At 62.5% G+C, this 18,670-nt stretch carries 16 protein-coding genes and 2 pseudogenes; 9 read left to right on the top strand and 9 right to left on the bottom strand.

Going from position 1 to position 18,670, the window contains the following annotated elements:
• The first annotated feature begins 7 nt into the window (after positions 1-7).
• On the top strand, positions 8-940 hold the full coding sequence (locus IB241_RS02155; RefSeq protein WP_192296754.1) for a pyridoxamine 5'-phosphate oxidase family protein: 933 nt from the start codon (positions 8-10) through the stop codon (positions 938-940).
• 183 nt (positions 941-1,123) lie between these two features.
• Here IB241_RS02155 and IB241_RS02150 read toward each other — a convergent pair whose 3' ends face one another.
• Positions 1,124-2,611: an aldehyde dehydrogenase family protein gene (locus IB241_RS02150; RefSeq protein WP_192296753.1), complete on the bottom strand. Its 1,488-nt coding sequence runs from the start codon at positions 2,609-2,611 to the stop codon at positions 1,124-1,126.
• Between the two features lie 107 nt (positions 2,612-2,718).
• A complete protein-coding gene (locus tag IB241_RS02145) occupies positions 2,719-4,029 on the bottom strand; it encodes a hypothetical protein (RefSeq protein ID WP_192296752.1) in 1,311 nt (436 codons plus the stop codon).
• A 217-nt stretch (positions 4,030-4,246) separates the two neighbouring features.
• Between IB241_RS02145 and IB241_RS02140 the strand changes: the two genes are divergently transcribed.
• The 4 genes from IB241_RS02140 (at position 4,247) to IB241_RS02125 (ending at position 8,028) form a co-directional block, all read left to right on the top strand.
• Positions 4,247-5,746, top strand: a complete 1,500-nt coding sequence (locus tag IB241_RS02140) for an APC family permease (protein WP_192296751.1) — start codon at positions 4,247-4,249, stop codon at positions 5,744-5,746.
• On the top strand, positions 5,712-6,275 hold the full coding sequence (locus IB241_RS02135; RefSeq protein WP_192296750.1) for a DUF3156 family protein: 564 nt from the start codon (positions 5,712-5,714) through the stop codon (positions 6,273-6,275). Before IB241_RS02140 ends, IB241_RS02135 begins: the two co-directional genes overlap by 35 nt.
• Positions 6,276-6,388: 113 nt before the next feature.
• Complete coding sequence (gene feaR / locus IB241_RS02130; protein ID WP_192296749.1) at positions 6,389-7,327, top strand: transcriptional regulator FeaR; 939 nt, start codon at positions 6,389-6,391, stop codon at positions 7,325-7,327.
• Positions 7,328-7,569: 242 nt separating this feature from the next.
• The gene (locus IB241_RS02125; RefSeq protein ID WP_192296748.1) at positions 7,570-8,028 is read left to right on the top strand and encodes an REP-associated tyrosine transposase; all 459 of its coding nucleotides are present in this window, start codon (positions 7,570-7,572) and stop codon (positions 8,026-8,028) included.
• 167 nt (positions 8,029-8,195) lie between these two features.
• Here the strand turns inward: IB241_RS02125 and IB241_RS02120 are convergent, their stop codons facing one another.
• Together IB241_RS02120 and IB241_RS02115 are read right to left on the bottom strand one after the other, a co-directional pair.
• Positions 8,196-8,561, bottom strand: coding sequence for a cupin domain-containing protein (locus IB241_RS02120; RefSeq protein ID WP_192296747.1), 366 nt, complete (start codon positions 8,559-8,561; stop codon positions 8,196-8,198).
• A gap of 29 nt (positions 8,562-8,590) precedes the next feature.
• Positions 8,591-9,889: an NAD(P)/FAD-dependent oxidoreductase gene (locus tag IB241_RS02115; protein ID WP_192296746.1), complete on the bottom strand. Its 1,299-nt coding sequence runs from the start codon at positions 9,887-9,889 to the stop codon at positions 8,591-8,593.
• A 207-nt stretch (positions 9,890-10,096) separates the two neighbouring features.
• On the opposite strand from IB241_RS02115, the gene hpaR reads away from it, so the two are divergent.
• On the top strand, positions 10,097-10,519 hold the full coding sequence (gene hpaR, locus IB241_RS02110; protein WP_192297227.1) for a homoprotocatechuate degradation operon regulator HpaR: 423 nt from the start codon (positions 10,097-10,099) through the stop codon (positions 10,517-10,519).
• Here the strand turns inward: hpaR and IB241_RS02105 are convergent.
• A complete protein-coding gene (locus IB241_RS02105; RefSeq protein WP_192296745.1) occupies positions 10,516-11,820 on the bottom strand; it encodes an MFS transporter in 1,305 nt (434 codons plus the stop codon). The two genes, hpaR and IB241_RS02105, sit on opposite strands and share 4 nt — an antisense overlap.
• 175 nt (positions 11,821-11,995) lie before the next feature.
• On the opposite strand from IB241_RS02105, the gene hpaA reads away from it, so the two are divergent.
• Positions 11,996-12,853, top strand: coding sequence for a 4-hydroxyphenylacetate catabolism regulatory protein HpaA (gene hpaA, locus IB241_RS02100; RefSeq protein ID WP_192296744.1), 858 nt, complete (start codon positions 11,996-11,998; stop codon positions 12,851-12,853).
• A gap of 97 nt (positions 12,854-12,950) precedes the next feature.
• On the opposite strand, the gene IB241_RS02095 is transcribed toward hpaA, so the two are convergent.
• Positions 12,951-13,745, bottom strand: a complete 795-nt coding sequence (locus IB241_RS02095; RefSeq protein ID WP_192296743.1) for a helix-turn-helix transcriptional regulator — start codon at positions 13,743-13,745, stop codon at positions 12,951-12,953.
• A 488-nt stretch (positions 13,746-14,233) separates the two neighbouring features.
• Between IB241_RS02095 and IB241_RS02090 the strand changes: the two are divergent.
• Positions 14,234-14,466 (top strand): annotated as a pseudogene (locus IB241_RS02090) (condensation domain-containing protein); the annotation flags it as partial.
• A pseudogene (locus IB241_RS27460) lies at positions 14,460-14,564 on the top strand (ABC transporter ATP-binding protein); the annotation flags it as partial. The pseudogenes IB241_RS02090 and IB241_RS27460, both read left to right, overlap by 7 nt.
• Here IB241_RS27460 and IB241_RS02085 read toward each other — a convergent pair.
• From IB241_RS02085 to IB241_RS02075, 3 genes are all read right to left on the bottom strand, one after another.
• Positions 14,561-16,078, bottom strand: coding sequence for an ArnT family glycosyltransferase (locus IB241_RS02085; RefSeq protein ID WP_192296742.1), 1,518 nt, complete (start codon positions 16,076-16,078; stop codon positions 14,561-14,563). The pseudogene IB241_RS27460 and the gene IB241_RS02085 sit on opposite strands and share 4 nt — an antisense overlap.
• Entirely contained in the window at positions 16,075-17,730 is a 1,656-nt protein-coding gene (gene arnT, locus IB241_RS02080; RefSeq protein ID WP_192296741.1) for a lipid IV(A) 4-amino-4-deoxy-L-arabinosyltransferase, read from the bottom strand. The genes IB241_RS02085 and arnT overlap by 4 nt, the downstream gene beginning before the upstream one ends.
• A gap of 187 nt (positions 17,731-17,917) precedes the next feature.
• A complete protein-coding gene (locus IB241_RS02075; protein WP_192296740.1) occupies positions 17,918-18,592 on the bottom strand; it encodes a histidine phosphatase family protein in 675 nt (224 codons plus the stop codon).
• Positions 18,593-18,670: the final 78 nt, after the last annotated feature.

Raw genomic sequence — 18,670 nt, 5'->3', positions numbered from 1 at the left:
GCTCGCCATGAACCCGATCGAACATTCCCCCTGGCATGCCGGTGAACGGCAGATGCAAGCCGCCGTTGGCGTGGCCGACCGCATGGCGGTGGTCGGGCCCAAGGTGATCCGTGACCATTTGCCGGAGCAACACCGAGATTTTTATCCGTTGTTGCCCTACCTGCTGCTGGGCGTGGTGGACGCGCAGGGCATCCCGTGGGCGACGATGGTGGAAGGCGCGCCGGGGTTCGCCCACTCGCCGGACCCGCAGACCTTGCAGGTCGACAGCCTGCCGCCCTTGAACGACCCGGCCCGCGCGGGGTTTTATCCAGGGGCGGCGGTGGGGGTGCTGGGGATCGATCTCAACACCCGGCGCCGCAACCGCATGAACGGACGGATTGGCAGCCTTGATCACGAGGGTTTCTCGGTGGCGGTGGTGCACTCGTTCGGTAACTGTCCCAAATACATCCAGGTACGCCCGGTCGATGGGGTTGCGCGCAAACCCGGCGTACAGAGCGAGCGCTCCGACAGCCTGGATGAGCGCGCACAAACGCTGATCCGCAACGCCGACACCTTCTTCGTCGCCAGCTACGTGGACACCGATGGCGAACGCTCGGTGGACGTCTCCCACCGTGGCGGCAACACCGGCTTCGTGCGGGTCGAGGGAGACGTGCTGACCATCCCCGACTTTGCCGGCAACCTGTTCTTCAACACCCTGGGCAACTTGCAGCTGAACCCGGTGGCGGGGTTGTTGTTTATCGACTTTGAATCCGGGGACGTGCTGCAGGTGGCCGGGCGTACCGCGCTGATTCTCGACGGGCCGCAGGTGGCAGAGTTCGAGGGCGCGCAACGCTTGTGGACGCTGACCGTGGAACATGTGGTCAAGCGCCCGGCGGCGTTGGCGTTGCGCTGGCAGTTTGCAGAGTTTTCGCCGTTCAGTCTGGGAACAGGGCGTTGGTAGCCTGGACGTCGCCACAACCCAGCCCCCACCCCAATGCCTCGTAGTGAGCGGGCTTGCCCCGCGCTGGGGGGCGAAGCCGCCCCAAACGGGCCACCGCGGTATATCAGAAACACTGAGGTGCCTGGATTTGGGGCGGCTTCGCCCCCCAGCGCGGGCAAGCCCGCTCACTACCAAAGATGGGGGTCAGTAGCGGATCATCACCGATTTGAGCTCGGTGTAATCCTCAATGAACGCTGCGCCAAACTCCCGCCCAACCCCCGAGGACCGGTTGCCGCCAAACGGCACCGCCGGGTCGAGCAGGGTGTGCATGTTCACCCACAACGTCCCTGCGTTGATCGCCGGGACCATGCGCAGGGCCTTGCCCAGGTCGTTGGTCCACAGGCTGGCGCTGAGGCCGTAGGGGCCTCTGTTCATCAGTGCGAGCAGTTCGTCTTCGTCGTCATAAGGCAAAAAGGTCGCGATGGGGCCGAAGGTTTCTTCGTTGAGCAGGGTGTCGTGGGCATGGTTGGCGAGGATCACGGTAGGTTCGATGTAGCAGCCGGGACGGTCGAGCAGGGTGCCGCCGTGGATGATGGTGTTGTGTTCGGCGCGGGCCTGGGCGATGTAGCCGAGGAGTTTGAGTTGGTGTTGATGGTGCGTGACCGGGCCGAATTCAGTGCGTTCGTCCAGGGGCGAGCCGATGGTCAGGCGGCTGAGGCGCTGCTTGAGTTTTTCCAGTACGGCGTCGAGCTGCGAGCGGTGCACGTAGAAACGCTCGGCCGCTGCGCAGATCTGCCCGGCGTGCAGGAAACCGGCTTCGAAGATGCCGTCCACGGCCTTGTCCACGTCCACATCGCGCAGGAACCCGGCGGCATTCTTGCCGCCCAGTTCCAGGGTGGCACGGGTCAGGCCGGCGCCCATGGCACTGCGGCCCACGGCGATGCCGGTGGGCACCGAGCCGGTGAAGGAGACTTTGTGGGTGTCGGGGTGTTCCACCAGGCCCTTGCCGACGTGGCCGCCGCCGGTCAGCACGTTGAGCACGCCAACCGGCAGCCCGGCATCAATCGCCAGCTCGGCGATGCGCAGGATGGTCAGCGGGGTGAATTCGCTGGGCTTGATGATGATGCTGCAACCGGTGACCAGCGCCGAGGCGAGTTTCCAGATGGCGATCATGGTCGAGAAATTCCACGGCACGATGCCCACCACCACGCCCACCGGCTCGCGCAGGGTGAAGGCGGTGTAGCGCTCGCCGTTGAACGAGGGCAGTGACGGGGTGATGGTCTGGCCGCTGATCTTGGTGGCCCAACCCGCGTAATAACGCAGGAAGTGCGCGGCCTGGTCGACCTCGAACGCACGGGCGATCTGGATGATCTTGCCCGACTGGCAGGTCTCGATCTGCGCCAGTTCTTCGCGGTTGCGCTCCAGCAGGTCGGCGAGCTTGAGCAGTACCTGGCCGCGTGTTGCCGGGGCGGCCTGGGACCATTGGGCGAAGCCGCGATTGGCCGAAGCCACGGCGGCGTCGATGTCGCTGAGGTCGGCATCGGCCACATGGGCAATGACCTCGCCGTTGGCCGGGTTGACCACGGCCAGGGTCTGGCTGGAATGGCTGCGCACGCTGGCGCCGTCGATGAACAGCCCGTGGTCGCGACGCAAAAATGCTTCGACTTGAGGCAGCAGCGGAGTATCGCTCATGGCAGGTTCCTGGCAGTTCACAAAGGAAAGGCCGAGGTTAACCAACGGCCCCCCTCGGTGGCTTGACTGTGCCTGCCAGGTTTCCTGCCTGTGCCTGCCTGCGCCGTTCAGAACGGCACGGCGACCACCAACTGGCTGTAGACGTTGGTGCCGTTGCCACCGACCTGGTTGCCGCCGGTCTCGGCATCCTTGTTGGGCTTATACAGGCCCAGCAACGGCGTGATGATCAGGTGTTCGTTCACCGCCCATTCGGCGTACAGGTCCAGCTCGCGGCCATCCAGGTTCAACTGGCCACGGGTGCTGACGGTGCTGTAGTCGAAAAACAGCGCACCGAGGGTGAGGTTTTCCCTCGGCTTGAGCTTGAGCCCCACGTGCTGCACCGTCGTATTGGTGTTGAACGGCCCGGAATAATTGCCCGCCACTTCGCCCTGGACCCAGGTGCCCAGGCCGCGATTGAAACCGCTGAACATCGCGTCCCAGTTCTTTGAATAGCGTGCGTAGCGGTAGGTCAGGTCGGGTGACCACGGCAGGTCGGCGAAGGTATAGCCCGCTTCGGCGTAACCGGCGTTTTGCTGGCTGTCGCGACGGTCCTGGCGCGCCAGTTCAAACGCCAGGTGCGCGTTGTCGAGGCCCGCATTGCCCGCGCCGCGCAGGCTGTAGAGGTTCATGCCCTTGCGCTGGCGCTGTACATCGGTGGCGTAGCGCTCGTCCACATCGATGCCATGCATATAGGTGAGCCCCAGGGTGCCGGGTGCAGCGCTGTATTCCAGAGTGCCGGCGGCCATTTCGGTCATGGCCTGGGCCGGGTTGTCGGACTTGAACCACAGCAGGCTGCCGTGCACGCCGTCCTTGCCGCCGAGGCGGAGCACGGCGGTCTTGTCGAAGGCGTGCCGCGCGGCGATGTAGTAGGCGCCGCCGCGATTGAACTGGCCATCGCCGACGCCTTTGCCGAGGTTGGGGCCGTCGTCGTTGAGGATGAAACCATCACCCAGCATCAGCACTTGGCGGCCGAACGACAGGTCCGCGCCGTCCTTGCCCAGTACCGGGAACAGCTCACCGGAGCGCCAGCCGGCGAAGGCTTCGTCAAACTTGGTGGTGCGCTCGCGGCCGGTGGTGACGCCGGACGCGTCGCCATCGCCCCAGGTGCCGGAACTCACCAGATTCGCCGTGCCGTAGACGCCACATAAGCTGCCCAGGTTCTGCTCGACACTCAGGCCGTACTTGATGAACGCTTCACGCCAGGTGGAACCACCGCTGCGGCCATCATAGTTTTTCGGGCTGTTGAACAGGCCGTACACGGCGAGAAAGTTGCCGGTGACTTTGCTGTCGGCATCGGCATACAGCTCGACCGCCTGCGCATGGCCCGCCAGCAGCGCGAACGCCAGGCCAAGGCCGCGATTTTTCAGGGTGTGCACCATTGTTATTGTCCCCATCTTGGTTAAGAGTGAGGGCGCATTAGGGCCAGCGCGCAGGCGTAAGTCTTTCCTCTGCGTGCCAGGCAATTGACCCTGGCCGCCACGCCACACGCGGTGGCAGGCAGCAACAAAAGCGGCGGCAGACAGGGGCAAGACGCTCGACACGGGTGGGGCGCAGAGTGCCGACACATTCCAGAAAACCGCTTTCGAGGACCCCACCATGTCGAGCAATGACCGACTCACCGCGCACCTCAACCGGGGCACGGTAGGTTTCCCCACCGCGCTGGCCAGCACCATCGGCCTGATCATGGCCAGCCCGGTGATTCTCACCGCCACCATGGGCTTCGGCATCGGCGGCAGCGCGTTTGCCCTGGCGATGCTGATCGCCGTGATAATGATGCTGGCTCAGGCCACGACCTTTGCCGAAGCCGCCGCCATCCTGCCCACCACCGGCTCGGTGTACGACTACATCAACTGCGGTATGGGGCGTTTTTTCGCAATCACCGGCACCTTGTCCGCCTACCTGATCGTGCATGTGTTTGCCGGCACGGCCGAGACCATCCTCGCCGGGGTGATGGCGCTGGTGAACTTCGAACACCTCAATACCCTGGCCGAGTCGGCCGGTGGCTCGTGGCTGCTGGGGGTGGGGTTCGTGCTGGTGTTCGGCGTGCTGAACGCGTTTGGTGTCAGCGCGTTTGGCCGTGCGGAAATCATCCTCACCTTTGGCATGTGGACCACCCTGATGGTCTTCGGCGTCCTCGGCCTGATTGCCGCGCCGGCGGTGCAGTTGGATGGCTGGTTCGGTGTGTCGCTGGTGGGCACCGACGTGATCACCGTGCTGTCGCTGGTGGGCATGGCGATGTTCATGTTTGTCGGCTGCGAGTTTGTCACGCCGTTGGCGCCGGACTTGCGCCAGTCGGCCAAGGTGATGCCGCGCGCGATGATGCTCGGGCTGATGGGCGTGGCGTCGTGCATGTTCATCTATGGCGCGGCGATGAAGCGCCAGGTGGAAAACGTAGTGCTCGACGCCGCCTCGGGCGTGCACCTGCTGGACACCCCGATGGCCATCCCCAGGTTCGCCGAGCAGGTGATGGGGCAGGTCGGCCCGCTGTGGCTGGGCATCGGGTTTCTGTTTGCCGGTGCGGCGACCATCAACACCCTGATGGCGGGTGTGCCGCGGATTCTCTACGGCATGGCGGTGGACGGCGCGCTGCCCAAGGTCTTTACCTATTTGCACCCGCGCTTCAAGACGCCGCTGCTGTGCATCCTGGTGGCGATGCTGATCCCGTGCCTGCACGCGCTGTATCTGGGCGGCAACACCGACACCATCATGCACCTGGTGCTGGCGGCGGTGTGTGCCTGGAGCTTCGCCTACCTGCTGGTGACGCTGTCGGTGGTGATCCTGCGCATTCGTCGCCCGGATCTGCCACGAGCGTACCGCTCGCCGTGGTTCCCGCTGCCGCAGGTCGTGTCGAGTGCGGGCATCCTGCTGGGCATGTGGTTCATCACGCCACCGGGAATGAACCCGGCCGATATCTACGTGCCGTTCAGCGTGATGCTCGGCGGTACGGCGCTGTATGCGTTGTTCTGGACCCTGGTGGTGCAGAGGGTCAACCCGTTCAAGCCCGCCTCGGTGGAAGAGGTGTTGGCCAAGGAATTCAGTTATCACGCGGAGCAGGCTGGCCATGGTTATAGCGACTTTGCGGCAAAAGCTGTTTGAGCTGTTTCGCGCCGATCGAGCGCCGTCGGGCTATCGCCCGGGGCTGACCCTTGAGCGTTTGCGGCGCAACCTCGGGCTGGCGCAGCTTGAGGTGGATGGCGTGGCGTTCGAGATTGTCGAGCGCACCGAATCACAGTTGTTGATGCACCTGGTGCTGACCGAATTTGTACTGCGCGTGCCTGCTGCGACGCAGGGCATGGCATGCCTGGAGGTGCACCATGGCGGCGCGATTCGGCGCAGCGGGATGCGCGTGCGTCAGCGTGGCGGTGACCCGACGCTGGGGCGTGAGCTGCAGGCGTGCATCGAGGCGGATGCGGCGTTGTTCGCGGCGCTGATGCCCCTGGACTTCAAGCGCCTGCGCATCGACCTGCAAGGCGGGCAATGGTGCGTGCGCCTGGAGCATATGGGCGGCAGTGAGGTGGTCAATCGCCTGCCGGCGTTCCGGCGGTACATCGCGTTGAGCGCTGTGCAGCGCGAGCATCTGCTCGCCAGCCTGGCGGGCCTGCAACGGCTGTTGTCGAGCCGCTGATTGGCATCATTAGTGCAACCGTAATGGGCAGACAGGTTGTTGTTGCGCGCATATAGCTAACATGTTAACTATTGCTCGAGAACAACAAAAAAAAGCCATTGCGGAGACACCCCATGAGCATCCCTCAGCGTGCACACGACGGGCTGGACACTTGGAATCGGGAGCTGCGCGCCGCGTGCGGCTATTTCGATACGGAACTGGCGTTCAACCGCTCGCTGTTCATCGGCGAGATCAGCAACTTGCCGCGCGGCCTTGCCATGCTGCGCACCAATGCCGGGCTGATCAAGCGCCCGGCGCACCACGCCGACCACGACAACGACCAGGACTGTTTCCTGGTCAGCCAGCGCAGCGGTTACTCGCAGATCGTACAGAACGGCCAGACCCTGCAGCTGGCGCCTGGCGAGATGCTGCTGATGGACTCGGTGGGCTCCATTGAGATCATCCCCTTCGGCCTGATCGAACACGCCTCGCTGTCCCTGTCGCGCGCCGATGTGTGCAAACACCTGGGGGGCGATGGGCGTGCGTTCGGCAAGATCTCCTCGACCAAAGCCTGCGGGCGCATGTTGCATGTGCTGATGGATCAACTGTGCAAGGACAACTCAGAGGATGGCGGCGGTGAAGTCGAGGCCCTGCAATCGGCTTTTGTCTCGCTGCTGGGCTCGGCGCTGGAGCAGGGCGATGACGGCCGCGAGGGCGTGGCGTCGTTGCACGGCAACAATCTGCGCAGTTATGTTCAGAAGGTCATTGACGAGTCACTCAGCCAACCGGGTCTGAGCCCGATCGGCCTGGCCAACCGCTTGAACATCTCGGTGCGCCACTTGTACAGGTTGTTTGAGGAGCAGGACGACAGCGTCTGCCGCTACATCCAGCGTGCACGGCTCAAACGCAGCGCGGATGATTTGACCAACCCGTTCTTGCGCAGCGAGTCGATCACCTCGATCGCCTACAAATGGGGCTTTACCGACTCGGCGCATTTCAGTCGTTCGTTCAAGAAGCAGTTTGAAGTGTCGCCGAAGGATTTCCGTTCGAGCCGGATGCAGGCGGCGGGCTAGACCAGCGCATTTGTAAGACGCCGTAGTGAGCGGGCTTGCCCGCGCTGGGTGGCGAAGCCGCCCCAATAAGACCGCTGCGGTGTTTCAGGAGGACCGCGGCGCCTGGGTTTGGGGCGGCTGCGCCCCCCAGCGCGGGGCAAGCCCGTTCACGACAGACGTATTTGGTCACTATGTGGGGCTGGTTGGCTGTAAATCGCTGGCTAGTGTTAATGCTCTTAGGGACTTTGCCCAGGAGCAACGGATTGCGCTCAACACCTCAAACCCATCGTCTGCGTCACGGCCGCTACTCGGAGCATGGACGCAGCTACCTCATCACTATTGTCACTCACCACCGCCAGCGCTTGTTCGCCGACCTGTTCCTCGGTCGCCTACTGGTGGCCGAGTTCCGCCAGGTGCACGAGCTTGGTCTGGTCGACTCGCTGGCGTGGGTCATCATGCCGGATCATCTTCATTGGCTGTTTGAGCTAAAGCAGCAGACGCTGGGCGACGTGGTACGTCGTATCAAGTCGCGCAGTACGCTGACGATCAACAGGTGTCGACAAAGCCAAGCGCGTGTATGGCAACCCGGTTATTACGATAGGGCTGTGCGTGTGGAAGATGATATTCGCACTATGGCGCGTTATATCGTGGCCAACCCGTTGCGGGCTGGTTTGGTTGAACGCCTAGGCGACTATTCACTCTGGGACGCCACCTGGCTCTGATTGTAGTGAGCGGGCTTGCCCGCGCTGGGTGGCGAAGCCGCCCCAATAAGACCGCTGCGGTGAGTCAGGTAATCCGCGGTGTTTGGATGTGGGGCGGTTTCGCCCCCCAGCGCGGGCAAGCCCGCTCACTACAAGAGTCAGGGGGCGTCCCAGGAGCGAAGGGGTTGTCAGGCAACGGCAAAGTAGTGTTTGACGAAACTCTCGCTGACCACTTCCCACAACACCGGCGTGCCCTGGGTGACGAACCAGCTGTCACCGGTCTTGAAGCGTGTGGACTGGCCGGTGGACTCGTCGGTGAGGACCACTTCCCCGGTCACGACGGTGGCCTGCTCATTGAACGGATAGACCATGCGGAACTTGCCCTGTGTCGTGCCGAAGTAGGCGCTGCTGATCGCGTCGGTAGGTGCACCAAAGGTCATTTTGCCGAAGGCACGCACTTCGCCTTCGAGGATTTCGGAACCGAGATCGGCCACGCTGCCCCAGGCGTCGAGTTCGGACAGCTGGATATTGTGCTTGAGGGTGGTAAGGGTCATGGCAGTTGCTCCTGATGAGTAAAAAATAGTTAGCGGCGCCCGTTCCAATAGCCGGAAAGTTGGTGCCAGGATTTGCCCGCCGTCAGCAGCAAGGGGCGGATGGCGTCCTTGCCGATAATGGTCGGGCGCGGGATTGAGCTGAGCAGGTCATAGCGCGCCGAGCCTTCGCTCATGCCTTCGGCCAGGACCTTGCAGATGATGTGGCTGGGGGTCACGCCAAAGCCGGAATAGCCCTGCACGAAAAACGCATTGCTGCGCCCCGGCAAGGTGCCGATCTGCGGGAACAGGTTGGGGCTGCACGCCATCGGGCCGCCCCAGGCGAGGTCGATTTTCACCTCCTTGAGGTACGGGAAAATCTTCAGCATAAGGTGGCGGTTCCACGCCTTGAGATCGCCGGGAATATGCTCCACCAGCGGCGTTGCGGCACCGAACAGCAGGCGGTTTTCATTGGTCACGCGGTAGTAGTCGATCACCGGGCGGATGTCGCTGTAGGCCCCGCGAATCGGGCTGATGCGCTGGATCAATTCTTCGGGCAACGGCTCGGTCATCATCTGGAACGCATAGGTGTTGATGGTCGAACGGTGCAGCTGCGGTTCCAGTTTGTTGAGGAAACTGTCGCAGGCCCACAGCAGCTTGCTGGCCCGCACCGAACCGCGCCCGGTGCGCACGGTGATGCGTTCGCCGTAGCTGACCTCCAGCGCCGGGCTGTTCTCGAAAATCCGCACGCCGTGGCTGGCCAGCGCGGTGGCTTCGCCCAGCAGCAGGTTCAATGAGTGCACATGGCCGCCGCCCATGTGCAGCAGGGCACTGGTGTAGGCTTTGGAACCGATGATCTGCTGCACGTCGGAGCCGCCGAGAAAGCGGATCTCGTGCTGGCTGTTGATCGACTTGAAATCCTTCTCCCAGGCGCGCAGGGTTTTTTCCTGGCGGGCGTTGAAGCCCATGTAGCCGTAGCCGTGGCAGAAATCCGCGTCGATGTTGTACTTGGCGATGCGGTGCTTGATGATGTCGGCGCCCAGGTCGCTGATCTCGAACACCTGGCGCAGGCCGTCTTCGCCCACGTCCTTCTTGATCTTCTCCAGGTCGTGGCCGATGCCGGCCATGATCTGCCCGCCATTGCGGCCGGTACCGCCAAAACCGAGGTAGCGCGCTTCCAGCACGACGATATTGGTGAAACCTTTTTCGGCCAGCTCCAGGGCCGTGTTGATCCCGGAGAAACCGCCGCCGATCACCACGACGTCGGCGTCGATGTCCTGCTCCAGGGTCGGGAAACTCAGGTTGTACTTCTTGGTGGCGGTGTAATACGTGGGGGTTTCGATGTTGATCATGGCGCAGCCTGAAAGGTGAAGGAAGGCGCTAAAGCGGATGCCTCCATTAAGGGCCCTGACGGGGTGGAAGTCTTGATCCTGCGTGCCCGGAGTTTTGATTCTGGGCGCCACCGGCAGCACGCGCCAAACGTATAGCGCGCACTTGCCGGCAGGGAATGCTAGAGTTTCGTTAAATTATTAATCAAATCCATCGTGACCCTGATCCCTATGCTCAAACCTCGCCAGTCCCTGACCTTGATCCTGTTGCAAGCCCGCGAAGCCGCCATGAGCTTTTTCCGCCCGTCCCTGAATGAGCACGGCCTGACCGAGCAGCAGTGGCGCATCATCCGCATCCTCGAACAGCACGGTGAGCTGGAGATTTACCAGCTGGCCGAACTGGCCTGCATCCTCAAACCGAGCATGACCGGCGTGCTGGTACGCATGGAAGCCGCCGGCATGGTGCATCGCCGCAAGGCCGAGCAGGACCAGCGCCGCGTATTGGTGACCCTGGCGGACAAGGGCAGGGAAAGTTTCGAGGCCATGAGCTCGTGCATGGAAGCCAACTACCAGCGTTTGCAGGATGAATTGGGCGACGAGAAATTGCAGACCCTGTTGGGCCTGCTCGATGACCTGAAAAACATCAAGCGCTAGCGCGGATTGACGATGGCGGCGTGGGTGCGCAGCACCAGCAAACCGCCGAGCGCGATGAACAGCGCAAGCACGTAGAGCGCCAGGCTGGCGCTCTGGGTGGCATCGCGCATCCAGCCGATCAGGTACGGTGCGAGGAACGCAGCCACGCTGCCGAACGAACTGATCATCGCGATGCCCGCCGCCTGGGTGGTGTTGGACAAAAACGCCGGCGGCAGTTGCCAGAACATCGGCAACGCGGCGCTCGCGCCCATGCCTGCCAGCACCAGACCGCCCATCACCAGCAGCGGGTTTTCCGGCGCCAGCCCGGCGACCGCAATGCCCAGCGCCGCCATCAACAGCGGCACGCACAGGTGCCAGCGGCGTTCACGCAAGCGGTCGGACGAGCGCCCACAGCCGATCATGAAAAAACACCCGGCCAGGTACGGCACGGCGCTGAGCAGGCCGACCTGGCTGTCGCGGCCGATGCCCGCGCCGTGGATCAGGGTCGGCATCCAGAACGCCAGGGTGTTCACTGCCAGCATCACCGCAAAGTACACCGCGACCAGCAGCCACACCTGCGGGTCACGCAGGATGCCGCTGAACGAGGTGATGGTCTTGCGTTGTTCTTCGCTGCGCAGTTGCGCGTGCAGTTGCTGCTTCTGCGCGGCGCTCAGCCACGGCACCGAGTCGAAACCATCCGGCAGCCACTTGAGCACCACCAACCCCAACAGCACCACGGGCGCGCCTTCGATCAGGAACATCCACTGCCAGCCGCGCAGGTTGCCTACGTCGTGGAAGTGTTCGAGGATCGCCCCCGACAACGGCCCGCCCAACACCCCGGCCATCGGCACCGCAATCGCGAACAGCGCGGTGACCTGGGCACGTCGGCGTGCCGGATACCAGCGGTTGAGAAACACCAGGATCCCCGGGAAAAACCCGGCCTCGGCCACCCCCAGCAAAAAGCGCAGCACGTAGAAGCCACGGGCGCTTTCCACCCACAACATGCCGGTGGACAACAGGCCCCACACCACCATCAGGCTGGCGATCCAGCGCCTCGGCCCGACGCGGTCCAGCGCGATGTTGCTGGGCACGCCAAACAGCGCGTAGGCGATAAAAAACAACCCGGCGCCGAAGCCGTAGACCGTGTCGCTAAAGTGCAGATCGCTGCTCATCTGCATCTTGGCGAAGCCGATGTTGATGCGGTCCAGATGGGCGAACAGGTAACACACCAGCAGCAACGGCATGAGGCGCCAGGTGACTAAACGATGGGTGCGATCGTGCTCGGCCAGCTCGCGGCTGGCGATGGAATTGACGGTGCTCATAGTGTTGTACTTTTTGTTTGAGTGGCCGTGGGGAGAAGGGCCTGTCGCGGCCCGCCTCGAACAATCGCGCCGACCTTGCGGCAGATCGTTCATGTGTTAACGTTATATTTAATATGTTAACTACCGTCAAGCGTGGCAAAATCCAGCAGCGGTAAAACAACAAGAAGAGAGCAGCGTGAAGCCGATCCCCAACATCAACATCGGGCAGGTCTACGACCAGCGTTACAGCGACGCCGAGGTGCATTACGACCGGCTGGCCAACCTGGCGGGATTTTTCGGGCGCAACATGCCGGTGCATCGGCATGACCGGTTTTTCCAGGTGCATTACGTCAAGAGCGGCGTGGTGCGGGTGTATCTGGACGATCGCCAGTACGTCGAATCGGGGCCGATGTTTTTCCTCACGGCGCCGACGGTGCCCCACGCCTTTGTCACTGAAGCGGACGCCGATGGGCACGTGCTGACGGTGCGCCAGCAGTTGGTATGGGCATTGATCGATGCCGACCCCAGCCTCGCCTCAGGCTCGGCTTGCGTCGCATTGGCGCCTGACAGCCAGGGCCTGGATCAACTCTTCGAAGAACTGTGCAGCGAGATCAACGCCGAACGGGCAGGGCGCGCCGCCGCCCTCGACAGCCTCACGCGGTTGATCATGATCCGCTTGCTGCGTCTGTGCGCCCACTCCCTGCCGGCACGTCCGACGCGGCATGAAGACCTGCGCATCTTCCATCGTTTCAACGAACTGATCGAAGCCCACTACCTGGAACACTGGCCGCTGGCCCGCTACGCCGAGGCGATTGGCGTCACGCCGGCCAGGCTCAACGAGGTGTGCCGACGCCTGGCCGACCTGCCGTCCAAGCGCCTGATCCTGGAGCGGGTGATGCAGGAAGCCAAGCGCCTGCTGCTGTTTACCGGCAGCTCGGCGAATGAAGTCTGCTACCAGCTGGGGTTCAAGGACCCGGCGTATTTCAGCCGGTTTTTCCTGCGTTATGCGCAACTGACGCCGGGGGAGTATCGGTTGCGGCAGTCGGGGCTGTGACGCCCCACGCGCCGCCCGGCGCGGTGTACAGGTTGACCTCGGCCACCAGCGCCCAGCAGGCAGGCCAGGGCCAGCGTGGAGAATCTGAGGTTGTGCATCAGGCGCCCACCATCCATTTGGCCAAACCATGCCGGCCGCTCACGCCCAGCTTGGCGGCGGCGCGCTTGAGGTAGGTTTCGATCGAGCTGTTTTTCACGCTGAGTTTTTCTGCCATCTGCGGCACGGTGCCGCCGGTCAACAGGCCCAGGCACACCTCCTGCTCGCGCGCCGACAGGGTCACCTCGCTGAGGGCCAGGCGCTTGTAGAACTCACGTTGCAACTGCGACTGCTCGAGAGAGGTGGGGGCCGGTTCGCTGTCGACGGCGGGGGCCTGGCGCAGGATCTGCGCGTGGCGCTCCATCAGCGGCAGCAGGGTGTCCGACAGGCATTTGAGAAACGACAACTCGGTCAGGGAAAACCCGCGCTGGGTCGGTGGGCGGTAGAACGAAATCACACAGCGCCGGTTGCCCTGGCGTGACACCAGGTTGCACTGGTGCGAACCACCCCGGGGATGGGCGCTGTGGGCCTTGGCCTTCATCTGGATCAGCAGCGGGTCTTGCATGTGCAACATGTCCCGCAGCAGGGGATGGTCGTTGGGCGGGTGCACGATCTGCGGTGCTGACAAAGCCTGCTTGATCCCGGCGCTGCCCAGCAACTTGATGTCGAGCACCGTGTCGCGCGCTTCGTCGAGGGTCCATTCGCTGAGGTCCACCAAATGGATCGGCACCCACTTGTCCACCAGATGCAGCATGTTCGCGGCAAAATCCCCGTGGCCGCTGCTGGCAATCAACTCACCCATTTCGGCATAGAAATGCGGGCTCTCGGGGGTGCCAATGCTCAGCGTCAAACTCATAGCCATCTCATCCTTGATGTCAAAAACCGTCAGCGGACACCCTGGCGGGTTCGGGGCCATCCGTTCTTCCAGAACAGTCATCGGCGCTCGAAAATCCATTCAACCAGGGGATTTGTCCTGCGTATGTAGCGGAAATGCGTGACAGAAGCTGCCATAAAAATAACGTCATTAATTCGACGTTTCTGACAGGCAATTCCGCCGAAAAAAAGTCATGGATTACCTCGTTTATTAATTAAGTAATTGAAAGTGAATGGAAAATATTTTCTTTGAGAGCATCCGTTGCTCATCGACATCGGGAAGATGTAGCCAATCTCCTACAACTATTTAATCGTTTCAGCACTGAGTCGTTCGCCAACCCCGTTGCTATCCATTTGAATGTCCGGGTTTCGGCTGACAGACAGTCCCGGGGGCCCATGCTCAAATCCGGCAATTTCTCCGTAGTGGGCCGCTCTGCGCGGCCAGTGCCAGACCTCCATGAGAAGGATCTTATGCAGCCTTTTCCCCTCCCGCCCAACGGGACATCTGGCTCGACCAACTGCGCCAGGGCGATTCGCCGCTCTACAACATCGGCGGCTACGTCGACCTGACCGGCCCACTGGAGCCCGTGCTGCTCCAGCGCGCAGTCGAGCAACTGGTGGCCCGCCGCGATGCGTTGCGTACCCAATTGCACCGCGACGCCAACGGCTTGCCGATGGCGTTGCTCGCGCGCATTGCTTCAATCACTTCACCGATGGGCACGGCTTTATGACGGCCTATGGCGCCAGCACGCTGGATGAAGCGTTTATCCATGCTACAAGCCTGCCGAAAGGGGCGTATTAACGCCCCGGCAGAAACGCCACGCTGCCTTCCTCACGTTTCTTGAACATGCGCTCGCCGTTATCCGGTTGGGTGACGATCACCTGGTGATCCGCCCCCAGGTACGCCAACGGCGTCGGGTCGTCTTTGCTGAATTGCGCGACGATGAGGGTGTGCTGCGGGTCGAAGTGCCGGCCGCTGGTTTTGTCCAGCCAGGCGATGAACGCGGCGCTGTCGCCCTGGCGCGGGAAGTCCTGGTCCTGGGCCACGTAGTAGAACGGTTTGCCGCCGTTTTGCAGGTACATCGGCAGCTTATTGTCGACTTCCACCAGCACCATTTGCCATTGCTCCCAAGGCGCGCGTTTGACGGCTTCGGCGCGCACGTCTTCGGCGAAGCGGGTCACGCCGCCGTTGCCGTTGGTCCAGGGATACGCCACGCCAAGTATCAGCAGCAACAGGCCCGCAGCGATGCCAAACCCTGTGCGCCAGCGTGGCCGGGCGGCCGGTTTTTTCAACAGGTGTTCCTGCAGCCACCAGGCGCCGAGCAGTTGGGCAAACGGCACCAGCGGCAGCACGTAATAGCTGCGGCGGCTGCCGCTGGCGGTGAAGAAGATGAACAGCAGGCCCAGGCCCCACACCAGCCAGCGCACGTTGGGTGGCGTGGTGCGCCAATGGCGCAGGGCAAGCCACAGGCCGAGCAGCCAGCAGGGTGTCCAGGGCAAGGTGTAGGCGGGCAGGTAGATCAGGTAGGTATAGATCGGCCCCATATGGTCGAAGGGGTCGAAGAAGCGCACTACGTTTTCCCGGAACACCAGGGCCAGGCCGCTTTGGCCATAGGTTGGCGTGCCGTAGAAGTGCGACAGCACGAACGGCACCGCATACACCCCGGCGGCGATCAGCAGCGCCAGCAGCAGGCGCAGGTTGAGGTGACGTTTGTAGCGTTGTTCGCTGAGCAGGTGCGGCAGCAGCACCAGGCCCGGCAGCACAAAGCCGATCAAGCCTTTGAACAGGGACGTCAATGCCAGTAGCAGGAAAAACACCGTGTAGCGTCCCAGCCGCGTGTCATCCGGGCCGCGCCAATACCACCACACCGCCGCCAGCACGCCGCACACGGTGAGCACATCTGCGGTGGCGACCCGTGCCCAGAACATGAAGTAGAAGGTGGTGGCGAGCATCCAGCCTGCAAGCAGGCCGGTGCCCTTGTGCAGCAGGCGTGCGCCGATCAGGTAGACCAGCCACACGCTCAACCACGCCGCCAGCACCGACGGCAGGCGCAACGACCACGGGCCCAGGCCACCCATCACGTGGGCCAGGCCGGTGATCAGCCAGTAGGAGGGCAGGGGCTTGTCGTAGTAAGGCACGCCCTTGAGGTAGGGATCGAAGTAGTCGCCGCTTTGCAGCATGTGCAAGGCGATGTCGGCCCAGCGCGTTTCCGGGCCCCACAGGTCACGGCCGCCAAGGCCCGGCAAGAGCATCAATGCCGTGACCGCCAGCAGGAGCAGCAGGGCGCCGTGTTTCTCTGTGAATCGCTGGTTCATGGCAGCTTCGGATAAATGATCAGTTGCAGGTAGCCCTTGTCATACCGTTTGCCACCGAGGGGCAGTTGCCCGGCTTGACGCATTTCACTGGTACTGCCGACGCGGATCAGCACGCCCACCGAACCTTTGCGGCGGGCGTCCTTCAGCCAGTCTTCAACCTGGTCCAGGCTGATCTTGCGTTGCGCGCTGTCCGGATATTGCAGGCCATAGCGCAGCTCGCCTTCGGTCTCATACAACCCCACTTCGGGCCGTTGCAGGCGCCAGGCGAGAGCGCTGGCACTTTCCAATTCGTTGCTGAGCAAGGCGCTGGTTTGCTTGAGTTCGTCCAGGTGCTCCAGCACAAACTGGTCGGGCATTTCGTTGTCGGTGACTTGCGCCGGCATGCTCGCCGGCAACAGCACCACCAGCAAGCCGATGCCCAGCACCGGCATCGCCCACAGCGTCAGCGGGCGGAACGCTTGCAGCAGGTTCGTGAGGATCCAGCCCAGCAGCACGATGAACATCAGCGACAGGCTGAACATCTCCGCGTGGCTGTTGCCATACGGCGGCCTGGTGATTTGCAGGTAGATCAGCGCCACCATCGCCGCCATGCCGATGCCAAAGTTGAGCATGCCGTTGACGCGGATCGAGCGCGATTTGCCCCGTTGCACCAGGTCGCTCAGCGCATGCCCCATCAACAACGCCAGCGGCAGCAGGCACGGCATGATGTAGGTGGGCAGCTTGCCTTTGCTCAGGCTGAAAAGGAACAGCGGCAACAACAACCACAGCGCAAGAAAGCCCACCGCCGGCTGGCGTTTTTGCGTCCAGGCCTTGCTCAAGGTGGCCGGCAATAGCGCAGCCCAGGGCAGGCACGCCACCACCATGATCGGCAGGAAGAACCACCACGGCCGGGCGTGTTGTGCGGTGGCTCCGCTGAAGCGGCGGACATGTTCGTTCCAGAAAAAGAACCGCCAGTAGTCCGGTTCTTGCACATGGATCGCCCATACCCAGGGCAGGCACAGTAGCAGCGCCACCGCCATGGCCAGCGGGCCATAGCGCAACAACTCGCCCAGACGCCGCTGCCAGAGCATGTAGGGCACGGCGATCAGCACCGGCAGCGCCCAGGCCAGGAAACCCTTGGTCATGAAGCCCATGGCGCAGGCCCCGCCCAACATTGTCCACGCGGCCAGGCGACCACGGGTGGTGGTGTTGTCGAGGGCAAACCACAGTGCGACCAGGCTGAGGTTGACCCAGAAGGTGAATTGCGGATCGAGGTTGGAGTACCCGGCTTGCCCGGCGACCAGGCCAAAGCTCAGGTACAGCAGCGCACAGGTCAGGCTCTTGCGTGGATCGTTCCACATCCGCCGTGCGATCAGATAGGCCAGCAGCACGCTGAGGGCGGTGGTCAAGGCCGAGGCGATGCGCACACCGAACAGGTTCTGGCCAAACATCGCCTGGCCGAGGGCGATCAGCCAATAGCCGGCGGCAGGTTTTTCGAAGTAACGCACGCCCATGAAGTGCGGTGTGACCCAGTTGCCGCTCAGCAGCATTTCCTGGCTGATCTGGGCGTAGCGGGTTTCATCCGGGATCCACAAACCGTGCAGGCCCAGGGGTAACAAATAGAATGCGACAACGGCCAGCAACAGCAGCGGCAGGGGTTTGAATCGGGTCATGAAAACGTCGCTCCTTGACGTTCTAGGCAAGCGGGAGAGGGTATGAAAGTCATAGCGTAAAACACTGAAGTTTCCACTAAGTCACTGAAAATATTCATGACGTCCTTAACTAACAGGCACAACTAAACATGCCAGAAGTTGGCTGTCGTTTTGCTGAACATGGGCTGGGGAGGTAAGTATTTAAGTTCTAGAGTTGCTTGAGCACGGCGGGCCAATCCTGGTTGTTGACGATACCCAGAGCCTTGAACTTACCGTTCGCCAGCACCTGCACGAACAGTGCGCTGCCGTACTCGGGGAACGTTGCGTGGGGGAAACCCAGGGTCTTTTCGAAGTCGGCGATGCAGCCGCTGTGGGTGACGAAGACCAGATTGCGGCCAGGCAGTTTGTGGCTGAGCATTTCTTCACCCATGGCCGCGCCGCAGATGGCTCTTTCGCCTGAGCTGAACTCACTTTTGCCAAACATGAAATGCACCGTCTGGGCGGTTCGTACGGCCGGGCTGGCAAGGATGTCGCTGGCCTCCATGCCCAATGAATTAAAGGCTTTGCCGAGTTTTACCGCCTGTTGGCTGCCATTCACGGTCAGGCCTTCGGGAGGGCCCAGGCAAGGATTGGCGGAGCGGTCGCAGCGCTCTTCATGGCGCACCAGCACAATCACCTCGCCGCTGTGCCAATGGGCCAACAGGCCTGAGCTGAGCAGCCGGCTGCCGACGCCCAGATCGGGCGGTGACGACGGCCATAACATCGCGCCGGTGAGCATCAGTCCGACGGCCGCAATGCCGATCCAGAGCCTTCGCAGGCGTTTGATAACGGCTCGGATTGAGCGCGGTTTGGTCAGAGTAAGGTCAACCACACTAATCACCATGGGCACTGTTGGCAGTGTTAAATCAAACAGGCGCAACGTTACAAATAGAAGCCCGTAGTGGAACTGGAGCGTGGCACA

The sequence above is a fragment of the Pseudomonas sp. PDM05 genome (genome assembly GCF_014851685.1).
Taxonomy (GTDB): Bacteria; Pseudomonadota; Gammaproteobacteria; order Pseudomonadales; family Pseudomonadaceae; genus Aquipseudomonas.
This window is presented reverse-complemented; position numbering and strand designations above follow the sequence as displayed.